This is a genomic window from Streptomyces sp. NPDC058307, from assembly GCF_042880295.1.
GTDB lineage: Bacteria > Actinomycetota > Actinomycetes > Streptomycetales > Streptomycetaceae > Streptomyces.
Window position 1 is genome coordinate 17010 of sequence record NZ_JBHVYZ010000077.1, and the last position, 22437, is coordinate 39446.

A 22437-nucleotide genomic window follows, 5' to 3' on the forward strand; every position below is an offset into this window, starting at 1 on the left:
TCACGCCATAAATTAACTCCGGGACGGTGTTCGGGAAGCGAACGCACCCCGGGGTCTCTCCCTGGAAGGGACTCCAGAGCCATGCGCAGAACCCGAGCCGCGGCCGCCGGTGCGGTCACCGTTTCCCTCATGACTCTCGTGACCGCCTGTGGCGGCGGCTCGTCGACGAGCGGCGGGTCCAACGACTCGCCGAAGACCCTGACCTACTGGGCCTCCAACCAGGGTGCCAGCATCGAGGTCGACAAGAAGGTACTCCAGCCCGAACTCGACAAGTTCGAGAAGCAGACCGGCATCAAGGTCAAGGTCGAGGTCGTCCCCTGGTCCGACCTGCTCAACCGGATCCTCACCGCGACCACCTCGGGCCAGGGCCCCGACGTCCTCAACATCGGCAACACCTGGAGCGCCTCCCTCCAGGCCACCGGCGCGCTGCTGCCCTGGAACGCCAAGAACTTCGCCGCGATCGGCGGCCGGGACCGCTTCGTCGACTCCGCGCTCGGCTCCACCGGCGCCCAGGGCCAGGACCCGGCCGCGGTCCCCCTCTACTCGATGTCCTACGCCCTCTACTACAACAAGGAGATCTTCGCCGACGCCGGCATCGCCAAGCCCCCGGCCACCTGGGCCGAACTGGTCGCCGACGGGAAGAAGATCCAGGCCAAGGGCAAGACCGCGCTCGGCGCGGAGGGCGCGAGCCTGGCCGAGAACATCCACCACGTCTTCGTCTTCGCCAAGCAGCACGGCGGCGACTTCTTCACCTCCGACGGCAAGCCCGACTTCACGAACGACAACGTGGTGGCCGCGGTCAAGCAGTACGTCGACCTCATGGCCAAGGACAAGGTCATCCCGACCGGCGACGCCGAGTACGCCCAGAACCAGTCGGTGAGCGACTTCGCCAAGGGCAAGCAGGCCATGCTGCTGTGGCAGTCCGCGTCCTCCAACCTCGAGTCCCAGGGCATGAGCGCGGACAAGTACGGCATCGCACCCGTGCCCGTGCAGTCCGGCACCCCGGGCGCCGGCACCCAGGTCAACTCGGCCGTCATGGGCATCAACCTGGCCGTCTTCAAGAACACCGACAACATCGACGGTGCCAAGAAGTTCGTGAAGTTCATGACCGGCGACGCCGAGCAGAAGATCCTCAACACCGCCTACAGCTCCATCCCGCCGGTGAAGACCGTCCAGGCGGACTCCGCCTTCAGCTCGGGCCCCGACGCGGTCCTCAAGAACACCCTCGCCACCAGCGCGGCCGCCCTGCCCCAGGTCGCCGACGAATCGCAGTTCGAGACGGCCGTAGGGACCGCCGTCAAGGACCTGTTCGCCGACGCGGCCGCCGGACGCGCGGTCACCACCGAGTCGGTGAAGGCGGCGCTGGAGAAGGCCCAGCAGCAGATGCCGGCGAAGTGAGCGCGATGACCACCACCGCGTCCGCGGAGGCCACCGCGCAGCAGAACCCGGCCGGGGCGGCGCACCCGGGTCCCCACCGCCGTCCCGGAAGGATCCGCCGCATCGGCCTGCCGTATCTGCTCCTGCTGCCGGCCCTGCTCCTCGAACTCCTGGTCCACCTGGTGCCGATGGTGATCGGCATCGTGATGAGCTTCAAGGAGCTCACGCAGTTCTACATCCGTGACTGGGGCACCGCGCCCTGGTCCGGCCTCGACAACTACAAGGTGTCGGTGGACCTCGACGCCCCGGTCGGCGAGGCGCTGCTGCACTCTTTCCTCGTCACCGTGGCCTTCACCCTGCTGTCGGTCGGCCTGTGCTGGCTGGTCGGCACCGCGGCGGCGATCTACATGCAGGACACCTTCCGCGGCCGGGGCCTGCTGCGCGCCCTGTTCCTGGTGCCGTACGCCCTGCCGGTCTACGCGGCCGTCATCACCTGGGTGTTCATGTTCCAGCACGACAACGGCCTGGTGAACCACGTCCTGCACGGCCAGCTCCACCTCACCGGCAAGCCGTCCTTCTGGCTCATCGGCGACAACAGCTTCTGGGCGCTGCTGACCGTCTCGGTGTGGAAGGGCTGGCCGTTCGCCTTCCTCATCGTCATGGCGGGACTCCAGAACATCCCCGGCGAGCTGTACGAGGCGGCGGCCCTGGACGGTGCCGGGCTGTTGCAGCAGATCCGCCGGATCACGCTGCCGTCCCTGCGTCCGGTCAACCAGGTGCTGGTCCTGGTGCTGTTCCTGTGGACGTTCAACGACTTCAACACGCCGTTCGTCCTGTTCGGCAGGTCGGCCCCGGAGGCCGCGGACCTCATCTCGGTCCACATCTACCAGGCGTCCTTCGTCACCTGGAACTTCGGCACCGGCTCCGCCATGTCCGTACTCCTGCTGCTGTTCCTGCTCGTGGTGACGGGCGTCTACCTCCTGCTGACCTCCCGGGGAAGGAAGCCGGCCGATGTCTAGCCCCCGCTCGCCCATGGCGCCGCCGCGTTCGTTCTTCTGGTCCCGGCGGATCTTCCTCACCCTGCTCACCGGCTTCGTCCTGCTGCCGGTCTACGTCATGGTCTCCAGCTCGCTGAAGCCGCTCGCGGACGTCACGGGCGAGTTCCACTGGCTGCCGAGCCGGCTGACCGTCCGGCCGTACATCGACATCTGGTCGACGATCCCGCTCGCGCGGTACTTCGTGAACTCGCTGGTCGTGGCGGGCGCGGCGACCGTGTGCTCGGTGGTGATCGCGGTGTTCGCCGCGTACGCCGTCAGCCGCTACGAGTTCCGCGGCAAGCGCGTCTTCACGGTCACCGTGCTGTCCACGCAGATGTTTCCCGGGATCCTCTTCCTCCTGCCCCTCTTCCTGATCTACGTCAACATCGGCAACGCCACCGGAATCGCCCTGTTCGGCTCGCGGGGCGGGCTGATCCTGACGTATCTGACCTTCTCCCTGCCGTTCTCGATCTGGATGCTGATCGGGTACTTCGACTCGGTGCCGCGCGACCTGGACGAGGCCGCGCTGGTGGACGGCTGCGGGCCGTTCGGCGCGCTCTTCCGGGTCGTGGTGCCGGCCGCGATCCCCGGGATCGTCGCGGTCGCCGTCTACGCCTTCATGACCGCCTGGGGCGAGGTGCTCTTCGCGTCGGTGATGACCAACGACACCACCCGCACCCTCGCCGTCGGCCTCCAGGGCTACTCCACGCTCAACAACGTGTACTGGAACCAGATCATGGCCGCCTCGCTGGTCGTCAGCGTCCCCGTGGTCGCCGGATTCCTGCTGCTCCAGCGCTATCTCGTCGCCGGGCTGACGGCGGGCGCCGTCAAGTGACCGACCGTGAAAGGACTTTCGTGACCATCGACCTCGCCGCACTCCCGCACGACTTCCTGTGGGGCACGGCCACGGCGGCCTACCAGATCGAGGGAGCCGTGTCGGAGGACGGCCGCTCGCCGTCGATCTGGGACACCTTCTCGCACACCCCCGGCAAGGTCGCGGGCGGCGACACCGGCGACGTCGCCTGCGACCACTACCACCGCTGGCGCGAGGACATCGACCTGATGCGCCGGCTCGGCACCAACGCCTACCGCCTGTCCGTCGCCTGGCCGCGCGTGATCCCGGGCGGCGACGGACCGGTCAACCCCAAGGGCCTCGACTTCTACGACCGGTTGATCGACGCTCTGCTGGCCGCCGGCATCACCCCGTCCGTCACCCTCTACCACTGGGACCTGCCCCAGGTACTCCAGGACCGCGGCGGCTGGCCCGCACGCGAGACCGCCGAGCACTTCGCGGCGTACGCCTCGGTCGTGGCCGGCCGGCTGGGGGACCGGGTCGACCACTGGACCACCCTGAACGAGCCCCTGTGCTCGGCCTGGATCGGCCACCTGGAGGGGAAGATGGCCCCCGGCCTGACCGACCTCACGGCCGCCGTCCGCGCCTCCTACCACCTCCTCCTCGGCCACGGCCTCGCCACCCGGGCGATCCGCGCCGAGGCCCCCTCCGCCCAGGTCGGCATCGTCACCAACCTCTCCACGGTGCACGCGGCCACCGACCGTCCGGAGGACCTCGCCGCCGCCCGCCGCATGGACGGCCACACCAACCGCTGGTGGCTCGACCCGGTCCACGGCCGCGGCTTCCCGGCGGACATGCGGGAGGTCTACGGCGTCGAACTCCCCGAACGGCCAGGCGACTCGGCGGCGATCGCGGCCCCCCTGGACTGGCTCGGCCTCAACTACTACATGCCGGTCACCGTCGCCGACGACCCCGCCGGACCGGCGCCCCGGGCCCGTCAGGTCGCCCGCCCCGGCGTGCCCCGTACCGGCATGGACTGGGAGATCGACGCGCACGGCATCGAGACCCTCCTGCTCCGCCTCACCAACGAGTACGGCGCCCGCAAGCTCTACGTCACCGAGAACGGCTCCGCCTACCCCGACGTCGTCCGCCCCGACGGCACGGTCGACGACCCGGAACGCCAGCAGTACCTGATCGACCACCTCGCCGCGTGCGCGTCCGCCGCCCGCAAGGGCGCCCCGCTGGCCGGCTACTTCGCCTGGTCCCTGCTGGACAACTTCGAGTGGGCCTACGGCTACGACAAGCGCTTCGGCCTGGTCCACGTCGACTACGAGACCCAGCGGCGCACGATCAAGGGCACGGGTTACCGGTACGCGGACGTGATCCGGGCGCACGGGGAGAGGGGGCGCAGGGCGGCTTGAGCCGGGCGCACGGGGAGGGAGGGCGCAGGGCGGCCTGAGCCGGGCTCCGGCCCCACAGGGCCCTAGTAACTGTCGTAGCCGGGCTCACCGTTCACCCGGTAGACGCCGACGACGGTGCCGCCCTTCGTCGTCGAGACGCTGACCGGCTCCAGCGCGGTGGGGATCGCTCCGTCGGCGAACAGCCGCTTGCCGGTGCCGATGATCACCGGGTGGATGGTCAGCCGGTACTCGTCGACGAGGCCGTGCCGCATGAGGGTCTGGGCGAGGTCGCCGCTGCCGACGACGTTGATGTTGCCACCGTCGGACGCCTTCAGCTCGCGTACGGCATCGGCGACGTCGCCCTCCAGCAGCGTGGAGTTCTGCCACTCGACGGACATCAGGGTCCGGGACGCCACGTACTTCTGCATGCCGTTCATCCGGTCGGTGAACGGGTTGTCGGGATCGGCGGTCGGCCAGTACGACGCGAAGATCTCGTAGGTCTTGCGGCCGAGCAGCATCGTGTCGGAGTGCTCGTACCAACCGGCGATGGCCGCGCCGACCTCGTCGTCGGTCACCGGCTTCTGCCAGCCACCGTGCTCGAAGCCGCTCTCGGCGTCCTCGTCCGGACCGCCCGGGGCCTGCATGACGCCGTCCAGCGTCAGGAACGTGCAAACGGTGATCTTGCGCATGGTGCGCTCCCTTCGTCGAGGGGTAGACCGCACGACCGCCGGAAACTCATCGGCACCGGCTACTCGGCCGCCGGCCGTCACCGGAGCAGACGGTCGACCAGGCCCTCCACGTACTCCGGGGTGAGCGGGCCCGCGCCGAACAGGACGCGGATGTACATCGGGGCCATGACGTGGTCGACGACGGCCAGCGCGTCGGGGGGCCGCTCCCCGCGCTCGCGCGCCCGGTCGAGCATGGACTGCAGCTGCCGGGCCCGTTCGGCGAGGAAGTCGTCGCGCAGGCGCAGCCCCTCGGGTCCGGAGCCGGACAGGGCGACGGCCAGGCGCAGCACGGCCAGACCGTCGGGTCCGGTGATCTCGCGGGCGACGGCGGCCGCGTAGGTGCGCAGGTCGCTGACCAGGTCCCCGGTGTCGGGCATCGGGGACCGCGCATTGAGGCGGGTCAGCGTCACGTCGGTGAGCAGCGCTTCGAGGCTGCCCCAGCGGCGGTAGACGGTGGTGTCGGCGACTCCCGCGCGAGCCGCGACCTCGCTGACGGTGAATCCGCCGTACCCGCGTTCGCCCACCAGGTCGGTGACGGCCTGATGCACCGCCGCGCGGACGCGGGCGCTGCGCCCGCCGGGCCGCTGGGTGCGCTGTTGCTCGTCCATGCCTCCCACCTTAAAGCAGCTCCCACTTGCGTTTGCATACCCAGTCGCTCTACGGTCCTGCTTAATGCAGCTGTTGGCTGCTTTAAGTGAGGGGGAGGGGACGTCATGCTCGTGGTGACCTGCCTGGGGCAGTTCATGGTGCTGCTCGACAACACGATCGTCGGCGCGGCACTGCCCGACATGCAGCACCGCCTGGACACGGGACTGAGCGGCCTGCAATGGATCGTCGACGCCTATGTCCTGCTGGTGGCCATGCTGCTGCTGTCCGGCGGAGTCCTCGCCGACCGCTTCGGCCGCAAGCGCGTGTACCTGAGCGGTGTCGCGGTGTTCACCGCCGCGTCCGTGCTGTGCAGCGTCGCGCCCTCGGTCGGCTGGCTGGTGACCGGGCGGGTGCTGCAGGGGGTCGGGGCCGCGGCCCTGAGCCCCGCCTCGCTCGCACTTCTGGTGGCCGCGTATCCCGCCCCGCAGGCACGGGTCAGGGCGATCGGGCTGTGGGCAGGGCTCAGCGGCATCGGCCTGGCCGCCGGGCCCGTGGCCGGAGGCGTTCTGTCGCAGGCGTTCGGCTGGCCCGCGATCTTCCTGGTCAACGTGCCCATCGGCGTGGTCCTGCTGGTGGCCGGCCGGCGCGTCCTCACGGAGTCCCGCAACCCGGACGCCCGCGCCCTCGACCTCCCGGGCACGGTCCTGTCCGTCCTCGGGGTCGGCACCCTGGCCTACGCCCTGATCGAAGGCGGCTCACGCGGCTGGACCTCACCGGTGATCCTCGGTGGCTTCGCCGCGGCGGCCGCCCTCCTCGCCGCGTTCGTCGCCGTGGAGGGGCGGCACCCCGCACCGATGCTGCCGCCGGGACTGTTCCGCCGGCGGCTGTTCACCGTCTCCAACTCCGCCATGACGGTAGTGGGATTCGCGCTCATGGGCTCGTCGTTCTTCTTCTCGCAGTTCTTCGTGTACGTCCAGGGCAGCTCGATCCTGCGGGCCGGACTGCAGACCCTGCCCGCCACCCTCGCCATGGTCGTCGTCAGCCCCTTCGCGGGCCGCCTCGCCGCCAGGTACGGCTACCGGTCCGTCGTCACCAGCGGCCTGGCACTGGCCGGACTCGGACTCCTCGCCCTGGGCGGGGTGCACGCCGACACCGGTTACACGAACGTGTGGTGGCGGCTCGCCACGGTCGGCGTCGGCTTCGCCCTGACCATGTCCCCGCTGACCGGCGCCGCCATCCAGGCGGTCGACCCGCGGGAGGGCGGCCTCGCCTCGGGCATCAGCAGCACCACACGGCAGATCGGCGCGGTGCTCGGTGTGGCGGTCCTCGGGGCCGTGGTCCGCGCCCGGCAGTCCGGCAGCGCCTCCTTCGAGGCCGGTCTGGACAGCGCCTTCGTCGTGGCCGGAGCCGTCACCCTGGCCACGGCGGTGTGCACCGGCCTGTGGCTGGCAGGCCCCCGACCGACGCCCGAGCCCGCGCCCGCGCCGCAGCAGCGCCCGGATCTTGGCGCGGGGCGAACGCCGTGAGCACCCGTGTCTGATTCGGTCATGCCAAGCCTGGCGTCCTCGTGTCTGGTGACACGCGACGCTGTGGAACACCGCGAGGGGCAGCCGGACGATCCCGGTTGCCCCTCGCGGCTGCTTCATCGGTCCGGTGTGGCTCCGGACTCGTCGCCAGGTCAGGTCAGGCGGCGGCGGATCCACCAGGCGCAGAACCCGGTCAGGGCCAGGGCGAGGCCGAGGTAGAGCCCGGTCTCGGCCCGTTGGAGGGCCCAGAAGTTGCTGGCGGGATGGTAGGTCACCTGCTGCTTGTAGCCCAGGGCGCCGAGGTCGGCGACGCAGCCGTCGGTCTGCTGCAGGGTGGGCGGGCCCGACTCGGTACCCAGGCGGTCGGCGAAGGACGACGGCACCGAGGTCGGCTGACCGGCGGCGTTCAGCGTCTGCTGGGAGGTGACCCAGGCCCCGGGCACTTCTTCGAGGTGCGCGACGATCTGCCTGGCGCCGTCCTGGATGCTGATGGGGGCGCCGTCGGGCTCGATCGGCACGGTGGTCCGCTCCGTAGCGGCCAGATGAGGCCGAAGCCACAACGGCACGGAGATCTGGACGGCGGCGTAGACGACGAGCGTGGTGGCCATCGCGGGCAGGGTGCGGCGGATGACCAGGCCGAGGGCGACGCCCAGGACGAAGGCGAACGCGGCATGGGCCATGGGGACGACACCCCGTACGGCGAAGGCCACGGGGTCGAGCCGCGGGAAGTACGTGTCCGTCGCGCCACCGCCGTTGACAGCCCGGTCGATGGGGCTGCTCCACCAGCTCACCGCAAGGCTGGTCAGCCCGGCGGCGGTCATGGCGGCCGCCGCACCAAGGCCCAGCTTGGTCGCCAGTCAGCGGGTGCGGGTGACGCCCTGGTTCCACGCGAGGTAGTGGGTGCCGGTCTCCAGTTCACGGGAGATCAGCGGCGCGCCCCAGAACATCCCGATGACCGCCGACACGACAAGCACGATCAGCAGTCCGGCGTAGTAGACGCTCTGGTCCGAACCGGAGACCTGGTCCGCCAGGCTGCTGCCGGCAGTTCGGTAGAGCTCGGCCAGCTGCGGGCCGGTGACCGCGAGGACGGCGGCGAGGGCAGCCACGGCGGCGAACACCACGGCGGCCTGGGTGCGGAACTGGCGCCAGGTCAGCCAGATCATCGAAGGACCTCCAGTGCGGGCCGGGTGTCGCGTACCGCATCGGCGGGCCGGCCCATGTACGCCAGGACGATGTCTTCCAGACCGAGCGGGCTGACGCTCCAGGACGGATCGTGGACCGCCATGTCGGTGCGCACCAGGAGGGTGGTCTGGCGGTCGGTGTGGCTGGCGGTGATGACGTGCTGTCCGGCCGGGAGCGTGTCCGGGCCACGGCGCGGTCCGGTGAGCCGGTGGTGGGAGGCGACCAGGTCGTCGATGTCGCCTGCCACCTGCACCCGGGAGCCGACCAGGACGATGACGTAGTCGCAGGCCCGCTCCACGTCGGAGACCAGGTGGGAGGAGAGCACGACGCTCAGCTCGTGCTCGGCGACGGCCTCCATCAGGTCCTGCATGAACTCCCGCCGGGCGAGCGGGTCCAGGGCCGCGACTGGCTCATCCAGGGCGAGCAGCTCGGGCCGCTTGGCGATGCCCAGGGTGAGAGCGAGCTGCGCGCGCTGCCCGCCGGACAGTCGCCCGGCCCTTTGGCTGAGGTCCAGGCCGAGCCGCCGGATCCGCTCGCGGGCCAGGGCATCGTCCCAGCCGGGGTTGAGGCGGGCGCCCATCCGTAGATGGTCGGCGATGCTCAGGGCGGCATAGGTCGGGGTGTCCTGGGCGACGAAGCCGACCTTGGCCAGCTGCGCGGGGCCGGTGGCGGGACGGCCGCCGCACACCCTCGATCGTTCCGGTGGTCGGCGTCAGCATGCCGGAGGCGAGGTTCAACAGGGCGGACTTGCCTGCCCGTTGGGGCCGACCAGGCCGACGACGCGCCCGGCGGGCACGTCCAGGTCGCAGTTATCGGCGACCGGGTGCGAGGCGCCAGGACCAGAACGACTCTCAGCAGATATACACTCAGAGTATATCTGCGGTGTATGGTCCTCGCATGAGTGTTCCTCTCACACTGTTGGGGCTGCTGGAGCGCGAGCCGAGTCATGGCTACGACCTCAAGCGCGACTACGACGCCTTCTTCAACCGCGGCAAGCCGCTGCCGTACGGGCAGGTGTACACAACACTTGGCCGGTTGGCGCGGGACGGGAAGGTCATGGCCGGCGAGGCAGAGCCCGGGGTCGGCCCCGAGCGCAAGCGCTACGTGATCACCGAGGCGGGGGCGACGGAGTTCGAGACCTGGCTCACCGAACCGGTGGCACCCGAACCCAATCTGCAGACGGTGCTGTTCTCCAAGGTCGTGCTTGCCCTGATGCTCGGCCGCGACGCCCAGCAGTACCTCGACACCCAGCGGGCCGCCCACCTGCAGCGGATGCACGAGCTGACGAAGCTGCGCCGCACCGGCCCGATCATCGACGCCCTGCTCGCCGACCACGGGCTGTTCCACCTGGAGGCCGACCTGCGATGGATCGAGCTGACCACGGCCCGGATGGACACACTGGCAGCGGCGGTGCGTCCATGAGCGCCCTCATCGAGGCTCGCGACCTCACCCTCTCCTTCGGTGAGACCCCCGCCCTGCGCGGCGCCAGCCTGGCCATCGAGGCCGGCGAGGTGTTCGCCGTGATGGGTCCGAGCGGCTCGGGCAAGTCCACCCTGCTGCACTGCCTGGCCGGCATCCTCACCCCCGACTCGGGCGAGGTGCACTTCGACGGACGCCGCATCGACACCATGAACGAGGCAGATCGCAGCGTCCTGCGTCGCGACGCCTTCGGCTTCGTCTTCCAGTTCGGCCAGCTCGTCCCCGAGTTGACCGCGGAGGAGAACGTCGCCCTGCCACTGCTGTTCTCCGGTATGCGCAGGGCGGCCGCGCTCGTTGAGGCCCGGCCCTGGTTCGCCCGGCTGGGCCTGGACGGCCTGGAGCGGCGCCGCTCCGGGGAGTTGTCGGGCGGTCAGGCACAGCGGGTTGCGCTGGCCCGCGGCCTGGTGGCCCGGCCCAAGGTGCTGTTCGCCGACGAGCCGACCGGTGCGCTGGACTCGCTGACCGGCGAACAGGTGATGGACCTGATGGTGGACGCGGCCCACGCGGAAGGCACCACCATCGTCCTGGTGACCCACGAGCCCCGGGTCGCCGCGCACGCCGACCGGGAAGCCATCGTCCGGGACGGCAAGGCCAACCTGCTTACGACCGGACGGATCGCCTCGTGATCGCCTTCGCGCTCCGCCTCGCGGTCAGCGGCGGCCGGGAAGCCCTCGCCCGGCTGGCCATGATCGCCGCCGCGGTCGCCATCGGCGTCGGACTGCTGCTGTCGACCTTCGCCAGCATGAACGCCGTCGAGCGGACGAACCAGCGGCAGGTGTGGCTCGACACCGGCGTCGCCAGCCGCAGCGAGCGGGCCTCGGTGGACCCGTTGTGGTGGTGGCCGCACGGCGACTACTACGACGGCAAGTCCCTCACCGAGGTCGACGTCGCCGCGACCGGTCCGACCTCGCCCGTCCCGCCCGGTCTGACGCACCTGCCGGCGCCGGGCGAGTACTACGCCTCACCCGCGCTGGCGAAGCTGATCCGCGAGGCTCCGGCCGACCAACTGGGCGACCGCTTCCCCGGGCGGCTCACCGGCACGATCGGCGATGTCGCCCTGGCCTCCCCGGACTCACTGATCGCTGTCATCGGCCGTACCCCGGTCCAGATCAAGGGCGCACCAGAGGCGAGAGCGGTCACCACCATCGCCAGCAGCCGGCCGTCCACGTGCGACAACGCTTGCTGGGACAAGGCGGTGCGCGGCGACGCGCTGACGCTCATCTCCTCCGTGGTGGCCGGGGCACTGATCTTCCCGGTGCTGATCTTCATCGCCACCGCGACCCGTCTGTCCGCCGCCACGCGCGAACAGCGGTACGCGGCGATGCGGCTGGTCGGTGCCACTCCCCGGCAGGTGTCGCTGCTGTCGGCGGTGGAGTCAGCGCTGGCGGCGGCCGCCGGAACGGTGGTCGGCTTCGGGCTCTACGCCGCGCTGCGCCCGCTGGTCGCCACCGTTCCGCTCACCGGGCAGCAGCGGTTCTTCCTTTCGGATCTGACGCTCAGCGCCCCGCAAGCCCTCGGCGTCATCGTCGGCGTGCCGGTGGCGGCGGCAATCGCGGCGAGCCTCGCACTGCGCCGGGTCACCATCTCCCCGCTCGGCGTGACCCGCCGGGTGACCCCGCGCCAGCCGCGCGCCTGGCGGCTGATCCCGCTGCTGGCTGGCCTGGCCGAACTGGCGTACTTCGTCTTCGCCGGCCGCCGCCCGGCGACCGGCAACGGCCAGACGGCGGCCTACCTCCCCGGCTTCCTGGTGGTGATGCTGGGCCTGGTGATCGCCGGGCCGTGGCTCACCATGATCGTCGCCCGGACGGTGGCCCGGCGCACCCGACGCCCCGCCGCCCTGATCGCGGTGCGGCGGCTCGCCGACGACCCGAAGGCCGGCTTCCGCGCGGTCAGCGGCCTCGTCCTGGCCCTGTTCGTGACCACCGCGACAGTCAGCATCATCGGCACCATCAACGACTACCGCGGCACGCTGGGAGGCGACCGCCAGACCCGGACCGTGGTGGAGGCCGGCAGCGACGGCCAGGCGCCGCTGGCCGGGGCCATCCCGACACGGCTGCTCACCGAGGTGCGGGCGGTCCAGGGTGTGCGGGGCGTGGCGGTCGTCCATGCCAACCCCGACGGCGTCGGCAAGGTGGTGCACCGGAGAGTCCACCCGGGTGATCCTCCCCTGGACGCGCCGGCTCTGGTGACCTGCTCCGACCTGGCACAGACTCCCATGGTGGGCCGCTGCCCGGCCGGCGCGAGCGTCACGGCCGTCGACTTCTACGCGTTCGGCAGCCTGCAGTCGCACCCGGACCTGTCGTGGCCCGCCGCAGAGATCAGCACCGCAGCCCTCGCCAAACTGCCCGTACAACTGCTCTACGTGGCCACCGACGGGTCGACGACCTCCATGGAACGCGTACGGACCCTGCTCACCACCGTCTACCCGCACCAACAGGTTCGTACGGTGGGCGACTGGGGCACCGACTTGCAGCAAGAGCTGGCCGGTTGGCGGCAACTGGCCGACGTGGTGCTGCTGACCACCCTGCCGATCGCAGGCTGCAGCCTGGCGGTGAGCGTGGTTGCAGGACTGTCGGATCGCCGACGCCCGTTCGCGCTGCTGCGGCTCACCGGTGCGCCACTGCGATTGCTGCAGCGGGTGATCGGCCTGGAGAGCACACTGCCGCTGCTTACAGTGGCCGCGATCTCGATCGGTACGGCCTTCGCCGCCTCGGCTCTGTTCCTGAAATCGCAGATGCACTACGACCTGGTGTCGCCGGGCGTGGCGTACTACGCGCTCGTCGCTGTCGGCCTCGTCGCCTCGCTGGGCATCATCGCCTCGACTCTCCCCCTGCTCAAACGCATCACCGGCCCAGAGACCGCCCGCAACGGCTGACACGCCAACTCCCTGCTACGGCCCCGGACATCCCTGTCCATCCGTGTCCAGGGCTGATGGAGTCTTTCGTGACACGACCATCCTTACCGGCGGGAACCAAGGCCCGATCAAGGCCGCCCGCCACGTTCAGGTAGAGCACCACCGTCTGGAGTGGCCGCGCGACGACGAGGCAAGGCAGACCCCTGCCGCGGGCCGATCGACTTCGACACCGGCATCGGCCGCATCAGGATCGGCCCGCAGGCAGCCCGCCCCCGGCGCAGCGACCTCGACGACCGACGCAAGGCCATGACGACGCCGCCCCACACCAGGTCCACGGCTGCGAGCCCGGTTCCGACCAGGAACCCATACTCGGGAGGATTCATGACCGTCACGCCGTCCAACAGCCCAAAACCAATGACCCGCCGTCGCATGCTCGGGGCCGCGCTGACCGCTGGCATCGCAACTGCCCTGCCGCTCGGCGTCGCATCCCGCGCGGGGGCGGCTCCGACCGCCTCGGGCCCGGCGCGACTCACCCTGCCTCCGCCCACCGGGCCTCACCCGGTGGGCACGGTGCCGCTCCACCTCGTCGACACCACACGTCCGGATCCCGTGGCCGGCCCGGGGCATCACCGCGAGTTGATGGCCAGCGTCTGGTACCCCGCCCGCAGGGCGGAGGACCTGCCGCGCGCCCCCTGGATGACCGAGGGCGCGCTGCGGGCGTTCCTGACAGACGCCGGCTTCCCCCTCGACCCCGCCCTCGGCCCGCTCACCGCCGGGCACATGGGCGCCCCCGTGCACCGTACGGGCCACCGCCTGCCCGTCATTGTGTACTCGCACGGCTCGGGCAGCCACCGCAGCGACCACACCATCACGGTCCAGGAACTCGCCAGCCACGGCTACGCCGTGGTCACCGTCGACCACACCTACAACACGTTCACCGAGTTCCCCGACGGCCGGGTGGTCACCCCGGGCGACGTCCCGATGTTTCCGAGGGACTTCGCCGCGGACCTCCGGTTCCTGCTCGACTGCGTGGAGGGGCTTGCCGCCGGCCGCAACCCCGACGTCGACGGCAAGCCACTGCCCCAGGGCCTGCTCGGCGCCCTCGACCCGCGGTGCATCGGCGCGTTCGGTTGGTCGAAGGGCGGCACCGCCACCGCGCTCACCATGCTCGCCGACCGGCGCGTCAGAGCCGGCCTCAGCATCGACGGCCCGATGCAGCCGACCATCACCGCCGACCTGGACCGGCCGTTCATGATGATGACCGCCATCTTCACCCGGGCCGCCATGCCGGACGTCGCTGAATTCTGGACGCACCTTCGCGGCTGGCGGCTCGACATCCAGGCCGACGGGGCCATCCACCAGTCATACGGCGACAACGCGACGCTCATCCCGCAGGCCGGCAAGATCCTCGGCATGACCGACCAGCAGATCCAGGACTGGATCGGCACCCTCGACCCGGCCCGGTCGGTACGGATCCAACAGGCATACCCACTCGCCTTCTTCGACCTGCACCTGCGGCACCGTCGAGGGCATCTGCTCGACGGCCCGAGCGCGGCGTTCCCAGAGGTGAAGTTCCTTCCATGAAGCCGTGGACCGCGGCGCTCACGTCCCGCGCCGCGGTCCACGCGCCCCAGTGGCAAACAGCCGCACTGAGAACCTCTTGCCGTGCCTTGGAGCCGGACAACATTCGGAAGCCTTCCCACCGGCTCCTGGTCAGACGCCGACAGCACCAGCCTCGGCACGTGAACGCGGGAACTCGTCCCATACCCGTCCGTCCAGCAGCCGACCCGCGGCCTTCTTACCCACACGTCGCATCTCGGTACGGTGACCAGCGTCGCCCACCTGCTAACCGAACACGACGGATCCGTGCTCGGGCCTGTTGCGAACAGCGGGACGCCGGAAGGCGCCCACGCACCCCACTGCGAAGCGCACCGCAGCCGGAGTCTCCGCCAGCAGCGGCAGCCGCACCTTCGCCCACCGCTGACTCTCGGTCGATCCCCCCAGCCACGCGTTCGACAACACAGCGTGATCGCACCAGCCGCGCTCGGCAGCCGCCTCGATCCAGGCAACACGCTGATCCCGATCGCCCCATCGGTGCACCCAACTACGCATACGACCGGGACGCTTAGTCAGGATTTGGTAGGTGTGCGTCGGCATGGAGCGGGCCCCTTTACGGCGCCTGCCGGCACCCACCCAATGCCCCGGCCGTGCGTCCGGTGACGTCCGGAACATCGTCGTCCACACTGCCGCGATGAACTCGTCCGGCACCACGTCGTGCCACACGTCCGACATGCTGTTGAGGAACACCGCTTGGGCTCCATCAAGGCGCTCTCTGAGTACCTCGGGCACTCGGACCCCGGCTTCACGCTGCGGACGTACACGCACCTGCTGCCGTCGAGGGAGACCCGCGCCCGCAAGGCGATCGACGACGCCTTCCCAGAACGGAAGCCGAGGCGGAAGACGACGGTGGACCGCCCGCCGCCCAGGGCACATCCGTGCCACCAGTGAAACCAATGTGCCCCGGCCGCCTGACGGCCCCCTCCGGCACCAAAAAGGGCGAGGCCCGAAGACCCCGCCCGATCCGCAAGAAACCGCAACTCACGGCCACACAAGGCAATAAGGCTGATGCCCCGCCTCAGGCAACCGGTGGCTGAAGTCCTGCCACTCGTGCAGCGATTGGGGGTGGGAGGGTGCTGACCTGGGGTTTCGCCAGGGGCTGTGCGTTGACCTGGGAAAACTCCTCTCGGCAGTTCTCATGGGTCAACGCCGTTTCCCGGGCTCATGTGCCCTGGATGTGCCCTGAGCGCGCACTCGTGGGCTGGGTTTGGGAGCCGGAGCGGCTGAGCTGACCCGGCGGAGGCGCCGAAGCCTCCTGCGCTGGCCTTCCTCAAGTGCCTCGGCGGAGGATCCGCATGGGACACCCGCTTTAGGAGTGGGATCGAATCCTTGCTGGGTGGTAGTTGACCATGCAGTGTGGCGCTGATTTGCCTGATCAGCGCCACACGGCATGAGGGAAGGGATCGGCGTGTGACGGCTTGTCCCACGCCGTCCGCTCACGCATCGCTCACGCATGAGTGGCGTTCTTGCCGGCGGTGGCGGGGAACCTTCCCTCGGTGATGTGGGAACGCTGTTATTGATCACGTGGCGAGCTGGAGTTTAGCGGTGGGCTGAGGAAACCGTTGGCGGAGTGCAGTCGGCGGGTGCCGACCGCACCCATCGACAGGGTCACCCCGAACCGGTCACAGAGATCGGCGAAGGCCCGGGAGCCGTAATGCGCTCCCATGGTCGGAGGGGAACACGGCGCCGTCCAGGCGGCAGCGGGTCGCGGCTGCCATCCGCAGGGCGTCGGCGACTAGGCCGGTGCGCATGTGGTCGGCGATGGACCAGCCGACGACCTTGAGGCTGAAGCAGTCCAGCACGGTCGCGAGATAGAGGAAATCCTCATTTTCCAGCGGGAGATGGGATGTCACCCACGTATTTGCGCCCCGGCTCGGTGGGGGTGAAATCCCGCTGGAACAGATCCGGGCCCGGTGAGGTTGCCGGGTCCGGGACGGTGGCGCTGAAGCGTCTGCGCAGGCGGACACCGGCAATGGAGAAGGCCCGCACGATCCCGGGGACCCACTTTTCGTTGACCCGCCGCCGTTTCTCGCGCAGCTCGGCCGTGCTGCGCGGGGAGGCGTAGGCGCCGTAAGACTCGCCGTGGACCTCGCGGATCTCCTCGGCCACAGCCGGTCCTAGTGCTGCCGGGTGGCCCTCGCCTCGGCGCCGGCGAGCCACTTGTAGTGGCTGGACCGGTTCACCTCCAGGACCTGGCAGAGCGGCCTCACCTCGTAGGTGTCCGGGTGGTCGTCAACGAACCGGAAGCGGCCCCTCCTCAGCTCGTCTCTCCGGCGCGATACTTGGCCGCCTAGCGGAGGATGTCCCGCTCGGTGGCGAGCTTGCGCTCACTTGCCGCGAGTTCGGCCACCCGGGCCTCCAGTTGACGAGCCCGCGCGTCCGGATCAGCGGAGGGCACCGTCTCCTGAGGCGAGGAGGGCGGCTTCACGGGAGCGGCGTTGAAGCCACGGCGTTCGCGGTCCCGCAGCACCCACTCACGCAGACTGGGGCGCGGAACACGTGGCTGTGGGCCACGCGGGCGCAGAATGGCTGGCTTCCGTCGTCAAGCGGCTGGAGTCCCGCCCCGGTCTCCTCGAACGGCTGCCCGTGGTCGTCAACAACACCATGCCGAGCCGCCGCAACCGGCTCATCGTGCCCGTTTCAATCCGCCGTTTCAGCGGCCGCGACTACCGCTTCAGCTCGGTGTACGCCTCGGCGCTGCTGTCCTTGAGGAACTGCCAGCAACGCTCCGTTTCGACCTTCTCGTTGACCTCGCTGGCGGCACAGTCGAGGACGGCGAGGCAGCGCAGGAACCCGCGATTGTCCCGGTGGTCCCAGGAGGATGGCGGTTCAAGATGTACCCGACAGTGCGAGGGATCACGGAATGAGAGTTATTGTCAAATCCTGTGGATCTGATCAACCAACGCGGTCGTTCCATCGGAGCCTTGTTTTGGTTCCCTCGGGCAAGAGCGGTCGAATCCGGTCTCACAGAGCGGCGTTCGCCTGCTGCCTGGTGAATGAGCTGGTAGCTTCCGCGACATGACCGACCGCAGAGACAGCACGGCTCTCCGGACGCTGGTGACCAACGCCGACGCCGAGAGCGGCATCCTGCTGTTCGGTATCACGCCGCCGCGTCTGAGCACCGCTCCCGAGCGGATACGGGAGATCACCGCGGCTACGTTGGCACGGTTGGACTTCCTCGACCTGGACGGTCTGGCGCTCTACGACATCGACGACGAGAGCGACCGCAATCCTGCGGAGCGGCCGTTTCCGTACCTGCCGACCATGGACCCCGCCGCCTACCACGCGGAATACCTCGGTGAGTGGAACCGCCCTGCGGTTATCTACCGGTGCGTCGGTAAGTACCCCGAGGCGGAACTGCGGACATGGCTGCAGATGGCCGATACGGACCGAGTGCTCAGCGTCTTCGTCGGTGCGGCCTCGAAAGACAAGACGGTGCGGACCCGCCTGTCCGAGGCGCAGGCCCTGCGCCGCGACGTCCGCCCGGAGCTGCTGCTCGGCGGCGTCGCCATCACCGAGCGCCCCGACGAGCATCTGCGGCTGCTCGCCAAGCAGGAGGCGGGATGCGCGTACTTCATCTCGCAGGTCGTCTACAACGCCGACGCGGTGAAGAGCATGGTCTCCGACTACTACTACGCCTGCCGCGAGCGGCGGCTCACACCCAAGCCCGTCGTGTTCACGCTCTCGGTATGCGGCTCGGTGAAGACGCTGACGTTCCTCAAATGGCTCGGAGTCGACGTGCCACGCTGGATTGAGAACTCGCTGCTCCACGCCGACGACACCCTGGCCGAGTCGTACGAGCACTGCTTGGCCAACGCCCGTGACCTGGTCGCCTTCTGCCGCAGGCTCGGTATGCCGTTCGGCTTCCTCGTAGAGAGCGTATCGATCCGCAAAGTCGAGATCGATGCCTCGGTCGCCCTCGCCGGCGAGGTGAGCGGACTGCTCGGGCGCGGTCGACCATCCGTAAGAGGCCGGCCATGAACGTGCAGGTGTCAAGTCCTCTGATCATGACGTAGCTCAGGCTGCTGGGACTTCCTCGCGCTCGACGAGGACTCCCTTCTCGAAGCGGGCTCCGACACGGACCAGGGAGACCAGGTGAGGCGCGTTGACCGCGCGCCATCGGGCCTGGGCGGACTCGACGAGCTTGAAGACCATCGCGAGGGCAGCGGCCGGGCTGCCGGCCCCGCGGGTGACCTTGGTGCGGAGTTTCACCGAGCTGAAGGTCGACTCGATCGGGTTCGTTGTCCGCAGGTGGATCCAGTGCTCGGCCGGGAAGTCGTAGAACGCCAGCAGTTCCTCGGCGTCGTCGGTGATCTTCGCGACGGCCTTGGGCCACTTCGCGCTGTAGGTCTTCGCGAACGCCTCGATCGCTTTCTCGGCATGCTTGCGGTCCTCGGCGTTGTAGATCTCCCGCATCGCCTTCGTTGCTCCGGGCTGCGCGGACTTCGGCAGGGCGTTCGTCACATTTCGGGCTTTATGGACCCAGCACCGCTGGTGGCGTGCGGCCGGGAACACCTCCGCGAGCGCATTCCACAACCCCATCGCGCCGTCGCCGACGGCGAGTTCAGGATTACGCATGCCTCGGCGTCGGCAGTCTCGCAGCAGGTCGGCCCAGGACTCGGTGGACTCCCGCAGCCCCTCCGCGAGCGCGATCAGTTCCTTAGAGCCGTCGACGCGCAAACCCATCAGCACCAGGACGCATGAGTGGGCCTGCCCCAGGCGGACCTTGGGATGCACGCCGACGGCCCACACGTAGACGTAGTCGCTGGCCGAAAGGTCCCGCTCTTGGAAGGCGGTGTGGTTCTGCTGCCACTGCTTGGTCAGCCGGGTCACCGTCGCCGGCGACAGCCCGGCCGCCGACCCCAGGAACTGCTCCATCGCGGGCACGAAGTCCCCGGACGACAGTCCGTGCAGGTAGAGCAGCGGCAGCACCTCGCTGATCTTCGGGGACTTACGGCACCAGGGCGGCAGGATCTTCGAGGAGAACCGCTTGCGCTCACCGGTGGCGGCGTCGACCCGCTTGTCGTTCACGCGCGGCGCGGTGACCTCGACGGCGCCCGCAGCGGTAGTCACGGCCCGGGGGCGATGGCGACCGTTGCGCACCACCAGGCGACGTCCTCGCTCGTCCTTCTGGTCAGCCAGCTCGGCTATGTATTGGTCGACCTCGGCCTCCAACGCCGCGGCGAGCATCCGCCGCGCGCCCTCGCGAACGATGTCGTCGATCAGGGAACCGGACTGCGTGGTGCCATCTTCGTTGACTACGCTGAGCACGGGCGTGCCTTCCCGACCCGCGCTGCGAACGCGGGCCTACTCGGTGACTTGACGATCACTCACTCGGGAAGGTACGCCCTTCGCGCGCTCCCCGAGGAGCCGATCCACAAGTCATGAGCATTGCTCCGGAATACCGAGCAGGAGTGGCTGGACAACCTCGCGGCCCGGTTGCTGGTGCGAGTGTCGGAGCTTGCCAGGATCTGCTCGACGGGCGACAAGCCTCCCACTGGGGAGGAACTTAGGGCCGGGAATCAGCACGAAGTCGCCGCAAGGTGATACCCGGGGCGCCATCCTCCCGGCGGAGGGGCGAGGTTCGGGACGGCCTTCCTTTCGATGTCCGACAGTGACAGTCGGGCGGCTGATGGTCTCCGGGAGCGGATCCCAGCACATCGAGACGTGGAGACAACCGCTAGGCTGCGCCGTGAAGAAGGAGGTGAACAGTGCGACGCTTCATATGGGTGGCAGTCGCGTGTATCGCTGTTGCTGTGACGGCGGCGGTGCTCGTCTCTGGTCCCGGCGCCCCCTCTCCGTGATCGCTGCTCCAGATAGCGGACAGCATCCGGCATGGCGATCCTGGAGATCGTGCATGACCTCCGCGTCACCTTCGACGATGCGGAGGAGCAGAAGGAGGGACGAGCCTGTGTGGTCCAGGCGGCTTACGCAAGCAGGGGCGATGTGACACCTCAGACGGTCCGGCTCTTCTGCCTTCCGCGGGTGAAATAGAGGCTCATCACCGTGATGCCGGCCAAGTGATCGAGGTCACGAGCGCTTAGGTGTAAGTACACCATTGTGAGTCCGTCGTGGCTGGTCGCGCAGTTCCCCGCACTTTGGGCCACTGCCGAACCGCACCAGACGTCGCCGAACCCATCCAGACCAGGGTCTTCATCCGACAGCGTGGTGGCGGGGCAACAAACTGAGCCCCGAGGGACTCCTACGCAGGCTGACTGCCTGCAACGGGTCTGCTACCGCCACCAGCCCCGGCGGCGAAGCACCCTCGCAGCCGAGCGGAACAACTTCCCAACACGTTAACGGCTCCTATCGGCTGCCCCGACCTGGTCAACGGGCCTTCCCCCGTGAAGGTGGGCACGCGGTTATTGATCACGCGGCGAGCGTGAGTTTAGCGGTGTGGTGTCGGCGTTCGTATTCGTTGGGGCTGAGGTGGCCGTTGGCGGAGTGCCGGCGGCGGGTGTTGTAGCGGGCCAGCCAGGCAAATACCGTCTTTCTGCAGGTGCTGGCGTTACCGTAGTCGCGAGTGCCCCGGAGGGTCTCGCGTTTGAGGGAGGCGTGGAAACTCTCGCAGGCCGCATTGTCCGCGCTGGTGCCGACCGCGCCCATCGACCGGGTCACCCCGAGTTGGTCGCAGAGGCCGGCGAAGGCCCGGGAGCCGTACTGGGCGCCGTGGTCGGAGTGGAACACAGCGCCGTCCAGGCCACCGCGAGTCGCCGCTGCCATCCGCAGTGCGTCGGCGACCAGGTCGGTGCGCATGTGGCCGGCGATGGACCAGCCGACGACCTTGCGACTGAAGCAGTCCAGCACGGTCGCGAGATAGAGGAACTCCCCGTCTTTCAGGGGGAGATACGTGATGTCGCCCATATATTTCAGGCCGGGTTGGGTGGCGGTGAAGTCCCGCTGGAACAGGTCCGCAACCGGTGAGGTGGCCGGGTCCGGGACCGTGGTGCGCACGCGTTTGCGCAGGCGGATGCCGGTGATGGAGAACGCCCGCATGATCCGGGCGACCCGCTTCTCGTTGACCCGCCGCCCTTTCGCGCGGAGTTCGGCGGTCACGCGGGGGGAGCCGTAGGCGCCGCCGGACTCGCCGTGGACCTCGCGGATCCCTGGGTCAGGATCCGGTCCTGGTGTCGGCGGGCGACGCGGGCCTGGGCGCCAGCGAGCCACTTGTAGTAGCTGGACCGGTTCACGTCCAGAACCTGGCAGAGCCGCTTCACCTCGTAGGTGTCCCGGTGGTCGTCAACGAACTGGAAGTGGCTGATCACCAGTTCGTCTCTCCGGCGAAATACTTGGCCGCCTTGACCGGAGATGCGCCAGGCGGGCCGGTTGCGCTGGTGTCCGGCGTTCAGCAGGCCGCGCAGTTCCTCGTTGTCGCCCAGGCGGCTGGGGACGGTCCCCGTCTGCTTCCACATTCGCCGAATGCTCGACGGTCCCCGACGCCGGGGACCGTGTGTCCGCCTGATCCCTGCGGCGCCAGGGGACGCCCTCGCCGGGAACCGCGGGAGTGGGCCAGCCGGTCGGGGAGGTGTTCGTGGAGTTTGGGGACGTAGGGTCCTCCATAGGCGTTCCTCTCCGGTGAGGGGGCAGGACGGGCAAAGTCCCGCCTCTCACCAGCTCGTTCGTTCAGGGATGGGCGATCAGTCGAAAAGTCTTCGGCCCTCGGCGTTGGCGCGCCGGGGGCCGCTTCGTTGTCCGCGCCAGACGCGGGGTCTGGAAGCCGAGGCGGAAGGCGACGGCGACCCGCCCGCGACCCAGGGCGCATCAGCACCCCCAGCAAAACCAATGTGCCCTCAATGTGCCCTGGCTTCCTAATGCTGTTGTCAAGCTGCCGCAGTCACCGGTGGTACCACTTCGTA

Annotated in this window: 24 protein-coding genes and 1 pseudogene; 12 read left to right on the forward strand and 13 right to left on the reverse strand. The window is 69.3% G+C overall.

The genetic code is table 11. The features are described 5' to 3' along the window. Positions 1 to 81 precede the first annotated feature (81 nt). Genes ACFVYN_RS35930 through ACFVYN_RS35945 form a run of 4 tightly spaced genes read left to right on the forward strand, consistent with a single transcriptional unit; the run spans position 82 to position 4628 of the window. Positions 82 to 1398, forward strand: coding sequence for an ABC transporter substrate-binding protein (locus ACFVYN_RS35930; protein ID WP_390006274.1), 1317 nt, complete (start codon positions 82 to 84; stop codon positions 1396 to 1398). A 5-nt stretch (positions 1399 to 1403) separates the two neighbouring features. Then, positions 1404 to 2396 carry a carbohydrate ABC transporter permease gene (locus ACFVYN_RS35935; RefSeq protein ID WP_390006275.1) on the forward strand — a complete coding sequence of 331 codons (993 nt, stop codon included), beginning with the start codon at positions 1404 to 1406 and terminating at the stop codon, positions 2394 to 2396. 13 nt (positions 2397 to 2409) lie between these two features. Continuing rightward, on the forward strand, positions 2410 to 3249 hold the full coding sequence (locus ACFVYN_RS35940; protein ID WP_390006303.1) for a carbohydrate ABC transporter permease: 840 nt from the start codon (positions 2410 to 2412) through the stop codon (positions 3247 to 3249). Between the two features lie 20 nt (positions 3250 to 3269). Next, a complete protein-coding gene (locus ACFVYN_RS35945) occupies positions 3270 to 4628 on the forward strand; it encodes a GH1 family beta-glucosidase (protein ID WP_390006277.1) in 1359 nt (452 codons plus the stop codon). Between the two features lie 62 nt (positions 4629 to 4690). Here ACFVYN_RS35945 and ACFVYN_RS35950 read toward each other — a convergent pair whose 3' ends face one another. Continuing rightward, on the reverse strand, positions 4691 to 5296 hold the full coding sequence (locus ACFVYN_RS35950) for a dihydrofolate reductase family protein (RefSeq protein WP_390006279.1): 606 nt from the start codon (positions 5294 to 5296) through the stop codon (positions 4691 to 4693). A gap of 77 nt (positions 5297 to 5373) precedes the next feature. Then, positions 5374 to 5943: a TetR/AcrR family transcriptional regulator gene (locus ACFVYN_RS35955; RefSeq protein ID WP_390006281.1), complete on the reverse strand. Its 570-nt coding sequence runs from the start codon at positions 5941 to 5943 to the stop codon at positions 5374 to 5376. 105 nt (positions 5944 to 6048) lie between these two features. Here ACFVYN_RS35955 and ACFVYN_RS35960 point away from each other — a divergent pair, with 105 nt between their 5' ends. Then, a complete protein-coding gene (locus ACFVYN_RS35960; protein ID WP_390006283.1) occupies positions 6049 to 7449 on the forward strand; it encodes an MFS transporter in 1401 nt (466 codons plus the stop codon). A gap of 152 nt (positions 7450 to 7601) precedes the next feature. On the opposite strand, the gene ACFVYN_RS35965 is transcribed toward ACFVYN_RS35960, so the two are convergent. From ACFVYN_RS35965 to ACFVYN_RS35975, 3 genes are read right to left on the reverse strand one after another with little or no spacing between them, the layout of a single operon-like run. Then, the gene (locus ACFVYN_RS35965) at positions 7602 to 8270 is read right to left on the reverse strand and encodes a hypothetical protein (RefSeq protein WP_390006284.1); all 669 of its coding nucleotides are present in this window, start codon (positions 8268 to 8270) and stop codon (positions 7602 to 7604) included. A gap of 36 nt (positions 8271 to 8306) precedes the next feature. Next, complete coding sequence (locus ACFVYN_RS35970; RefSeq protein ID WP_390006285.1) at positions 8307 to 8612, reverse strand: hypothetical protein; 306 nt, start codon at positions 8610 to 8612, stop codon at positions 8307 to 8309. Continuing rightward, a complete protein-coding gene (locus ACFVYN_RS35975; protein WP_390006287.1) occupies positions 8609 to 9319 on the reverse strand; it encodes an ATP-binding cassette domain-containing protein in 711 nt (236 codons plus the stop codon). The genes ACFVYN_RS35970 and ACFVYN_RS35975 overlap by 4 nt, the downstream gene beginning before the upstream one ends. 209 nt (positions 9320 to 9528) lie before the next feature. Here ACFVYN_RS35975 and ACFVYN_RS35980 point away from each other — a divergent pair, with 209 nt between their 5' ends. From ACFVYN_RS35980 to ACFVYN_RS35995, 4 genes are all read left to right on the forward strand, one after another. After that, a complete protein-coding gene (locus ACFVYN_RS35980; protein WP_390006288.1) occupies positions 9529 to 10053 on the forward strand; it encodes a PadR family transcriptional regulator in 525 nt (174 codons plus the stop codon). Further along, on the forward strand, positions 10050 to 10736 hold the full coding sequence (locus ACFVYN_RS35985; protein WP_390006289.1) for an ABC transporter ATP-binding protein: 687 nt from the start codon (positions 10050 to 10052) through the stop codon (positions 10734 to 10736). The genes ACFVYN_RS35980 and ACFVYN_RS35985 overlap by 4 nt, the downstream gene beginning before the upstream one ends. Then, positions 10733 to 12985: an FtsX-like permease family protein gene (locus ACFVYN_RS35990; RefSeq protein WP_390006290.1), complete on the forward strand. Its 2253-nt coding sequence runs from the start codon at positions 10733 to 10735 to the stop codon at positions 12983 to 12985. The genes ACFVYN_RS35985 and ACFVYN_RS35990 overlap by 4 nt, the downstream gene beginning before the upstream one ends. A 408-nt stretch (positions 12986 to 13393) precedes the next feature. Beyond that, on the forward strand, positions 13394 to 14548 hold the full coding sequence (locus ACFVYN_RS35995) for an alpha/beta hydrolase family protein (protein ID WP_390006305.1): 1155 nt from the start codon (positions 13394 to 13396) through the stop codon (positions 14546 to 14548). Between the two features lie 261 nt (positions 14549 to 14809). Here ACFVYN_RS35995 and ACFVYN_RS36000 read toward each other — a convergent pair whose 3' ends face one another. Beyond that, positions 14810 to 15271 carry a DUF5131 family protein gene (locus tag ACFVYN_RS36000; RefSeq protein ID WP_390006291.1) on the reverse strand — a complete coding sequence of 154 codons (462 nt, stop codon included), beginning with the start codon at positions 15269 to 15271 and terminating at the stop codon, positions 14810 to 14812. A gap of 3 nt (positions 15272 to 15274) precedes the next feature. Between ACFVYN_RS36000 and ACFVYN_RS36005 the strand changes: the two genes are divergently transcribed. Next, positions 15275 to 15472 (forward strand): hypothetical protein, encoded by a 198-nt coding sequence (locus ACFVYN_RS36005; RefSeq protein ID WP_390006293.1) that lies wholly within the window; start codon positions 15275 to 15277, stop codon positions 15470 to 15472. 731 nt (positions 15473 to 16203) lie between these two features. Here ACFVYN_RS36005 and ACFVYN_RS36010 read toward each other — a convergent pair. The 3 genes from ACFVYN_RS36010 to ACFVYN_RS36020 form a co-directional block, all read right to left on the reverse strand. Further along, on the reverse strand, positions 16204 to 16434 hold the full coding sequence (locus ACFVYN_RS36010; RefSeq protein ID WP_390006294.1) for a DDE-type integrase/transposase/recombinase: 231 nt from the start codon (positions 16432 to 16434) through the stop codon (positions 16204 to 16206). Beyond that, positions 16406 to 16690 (reverse strand): hypothetical protein, encoded by a 285-nt coding sequence (locus tag ACFVYN_RS36015; protein WP_390006295.1) that lies wholly within the window; start codon positions 16688 to 16690, stop codon positions 16406 to 16408. Before ACFVYN_RS36015 ends, ACFVYN_RS36010 begins: the two co-directional genes overlap by 29 nt. Before the next feature lie 181 nt (positions 16691 to 16871). Further along, positions 16872 to 17051, reverse strand: coding sequence for a hypothetical protein (locus ACFVYN_RS36020; protein ID WP_390006296.1), 180 nt, complete (start codon positions 17049 to 17051; stop codon positions 16872 to 16874). A 2-nt stretch (positions 17052 to 17053) separates the two neighbouring features. Between ACFVYN_RS36020 and ACFVYN_RS36025 the strand changes: the two are divergent. Further along, positions 17054 to 17287, forward strand: a pseudogene (locus ACFVYN_RS36025) (lantibiotic dehydratase); the annotation flags it as partial. On the opposite strand, the gene ACFVYN_RS36030 reads toward ACFVYN_RS36025, so the two are convergent. Further along, positions 17248 to 17370, reverse strand: a complete 123-nt coding sequence (locus tag ACFVYN_RS36030) for a DUF3151 family protein (RefSeq protein ID WP_390006307.1) — start codon at positions 17368 to 17370, stop codon at positions 17248 to 17250. The pseudogene ACFVYN_RS36025 and the gene ACFVYN_RS36030 sit on opposite strands and share 40 nt — an antisense overlap. A gap of 229 nt (positions 17371 to 17599) precedes the next feature. On the opposite strand from ACFVYN_RS36030, the gene ACFVYN_RS36035 reads away from it, so the two are divergent. Beyond that, entirely contained in the window at positions 17600 to 18562 is a 963-nt protein-coding gene (locus ACFVYN_RS36035; protein WP_390006297.1) for a methylenetetrahydrofolate reductase, read from the forward strand. A gap of 36 nt (positions 18563 to 18598) precedes the next feature. Here the strand turns inward: ACFVYN_RS36035 and ACFVYN_RS36040 are convergent, their stop codons facing one another. The 3 genes from ACFVYN_RS36040 to ACFVYN_RS36050 form a co-directional block, all read right to left on the reverse strand. Continuing rightward, complete coding sequence (locus ACFVYN_RS36040; RefSeq protein ID WP_390006299.1) at positions 18599 to 19852, reverse strand: IS256 family transposase; 1254 nt, start codon at positions 19850 to 19852, stop codon at positions 18599 to 18601. A gap of 1098 nt (positions 19853 to 20950) precedes the next feature. Further along, positions 20951 to 21637, reverse strand: coding sequence for an IS3 family transposase (locus ACFVYN_RS36045; RefSeq protein ID WP_390006300.1), 687 nt, complete (start codon positions 21635 to 21637; stop codon positions 20951 to 20953). Then, positions 21634 to 21993: a hypothetical protein gene (locus ACFVYN_RS36050; RefSeq protein WP_390006308.1), complete on the reverse strand. Its 360-nt coding sequence runs from the start codon at positions 21991 to 21993 to the stop codon at positions 21634 to 21636. Before ACFVYN_RS36050 ends, ACFVYN_RS36045 begins: the two co-directional genes overlap by 4 nt. Positions 21994 to 22437 lie beyond the last annotated feature (444 nt).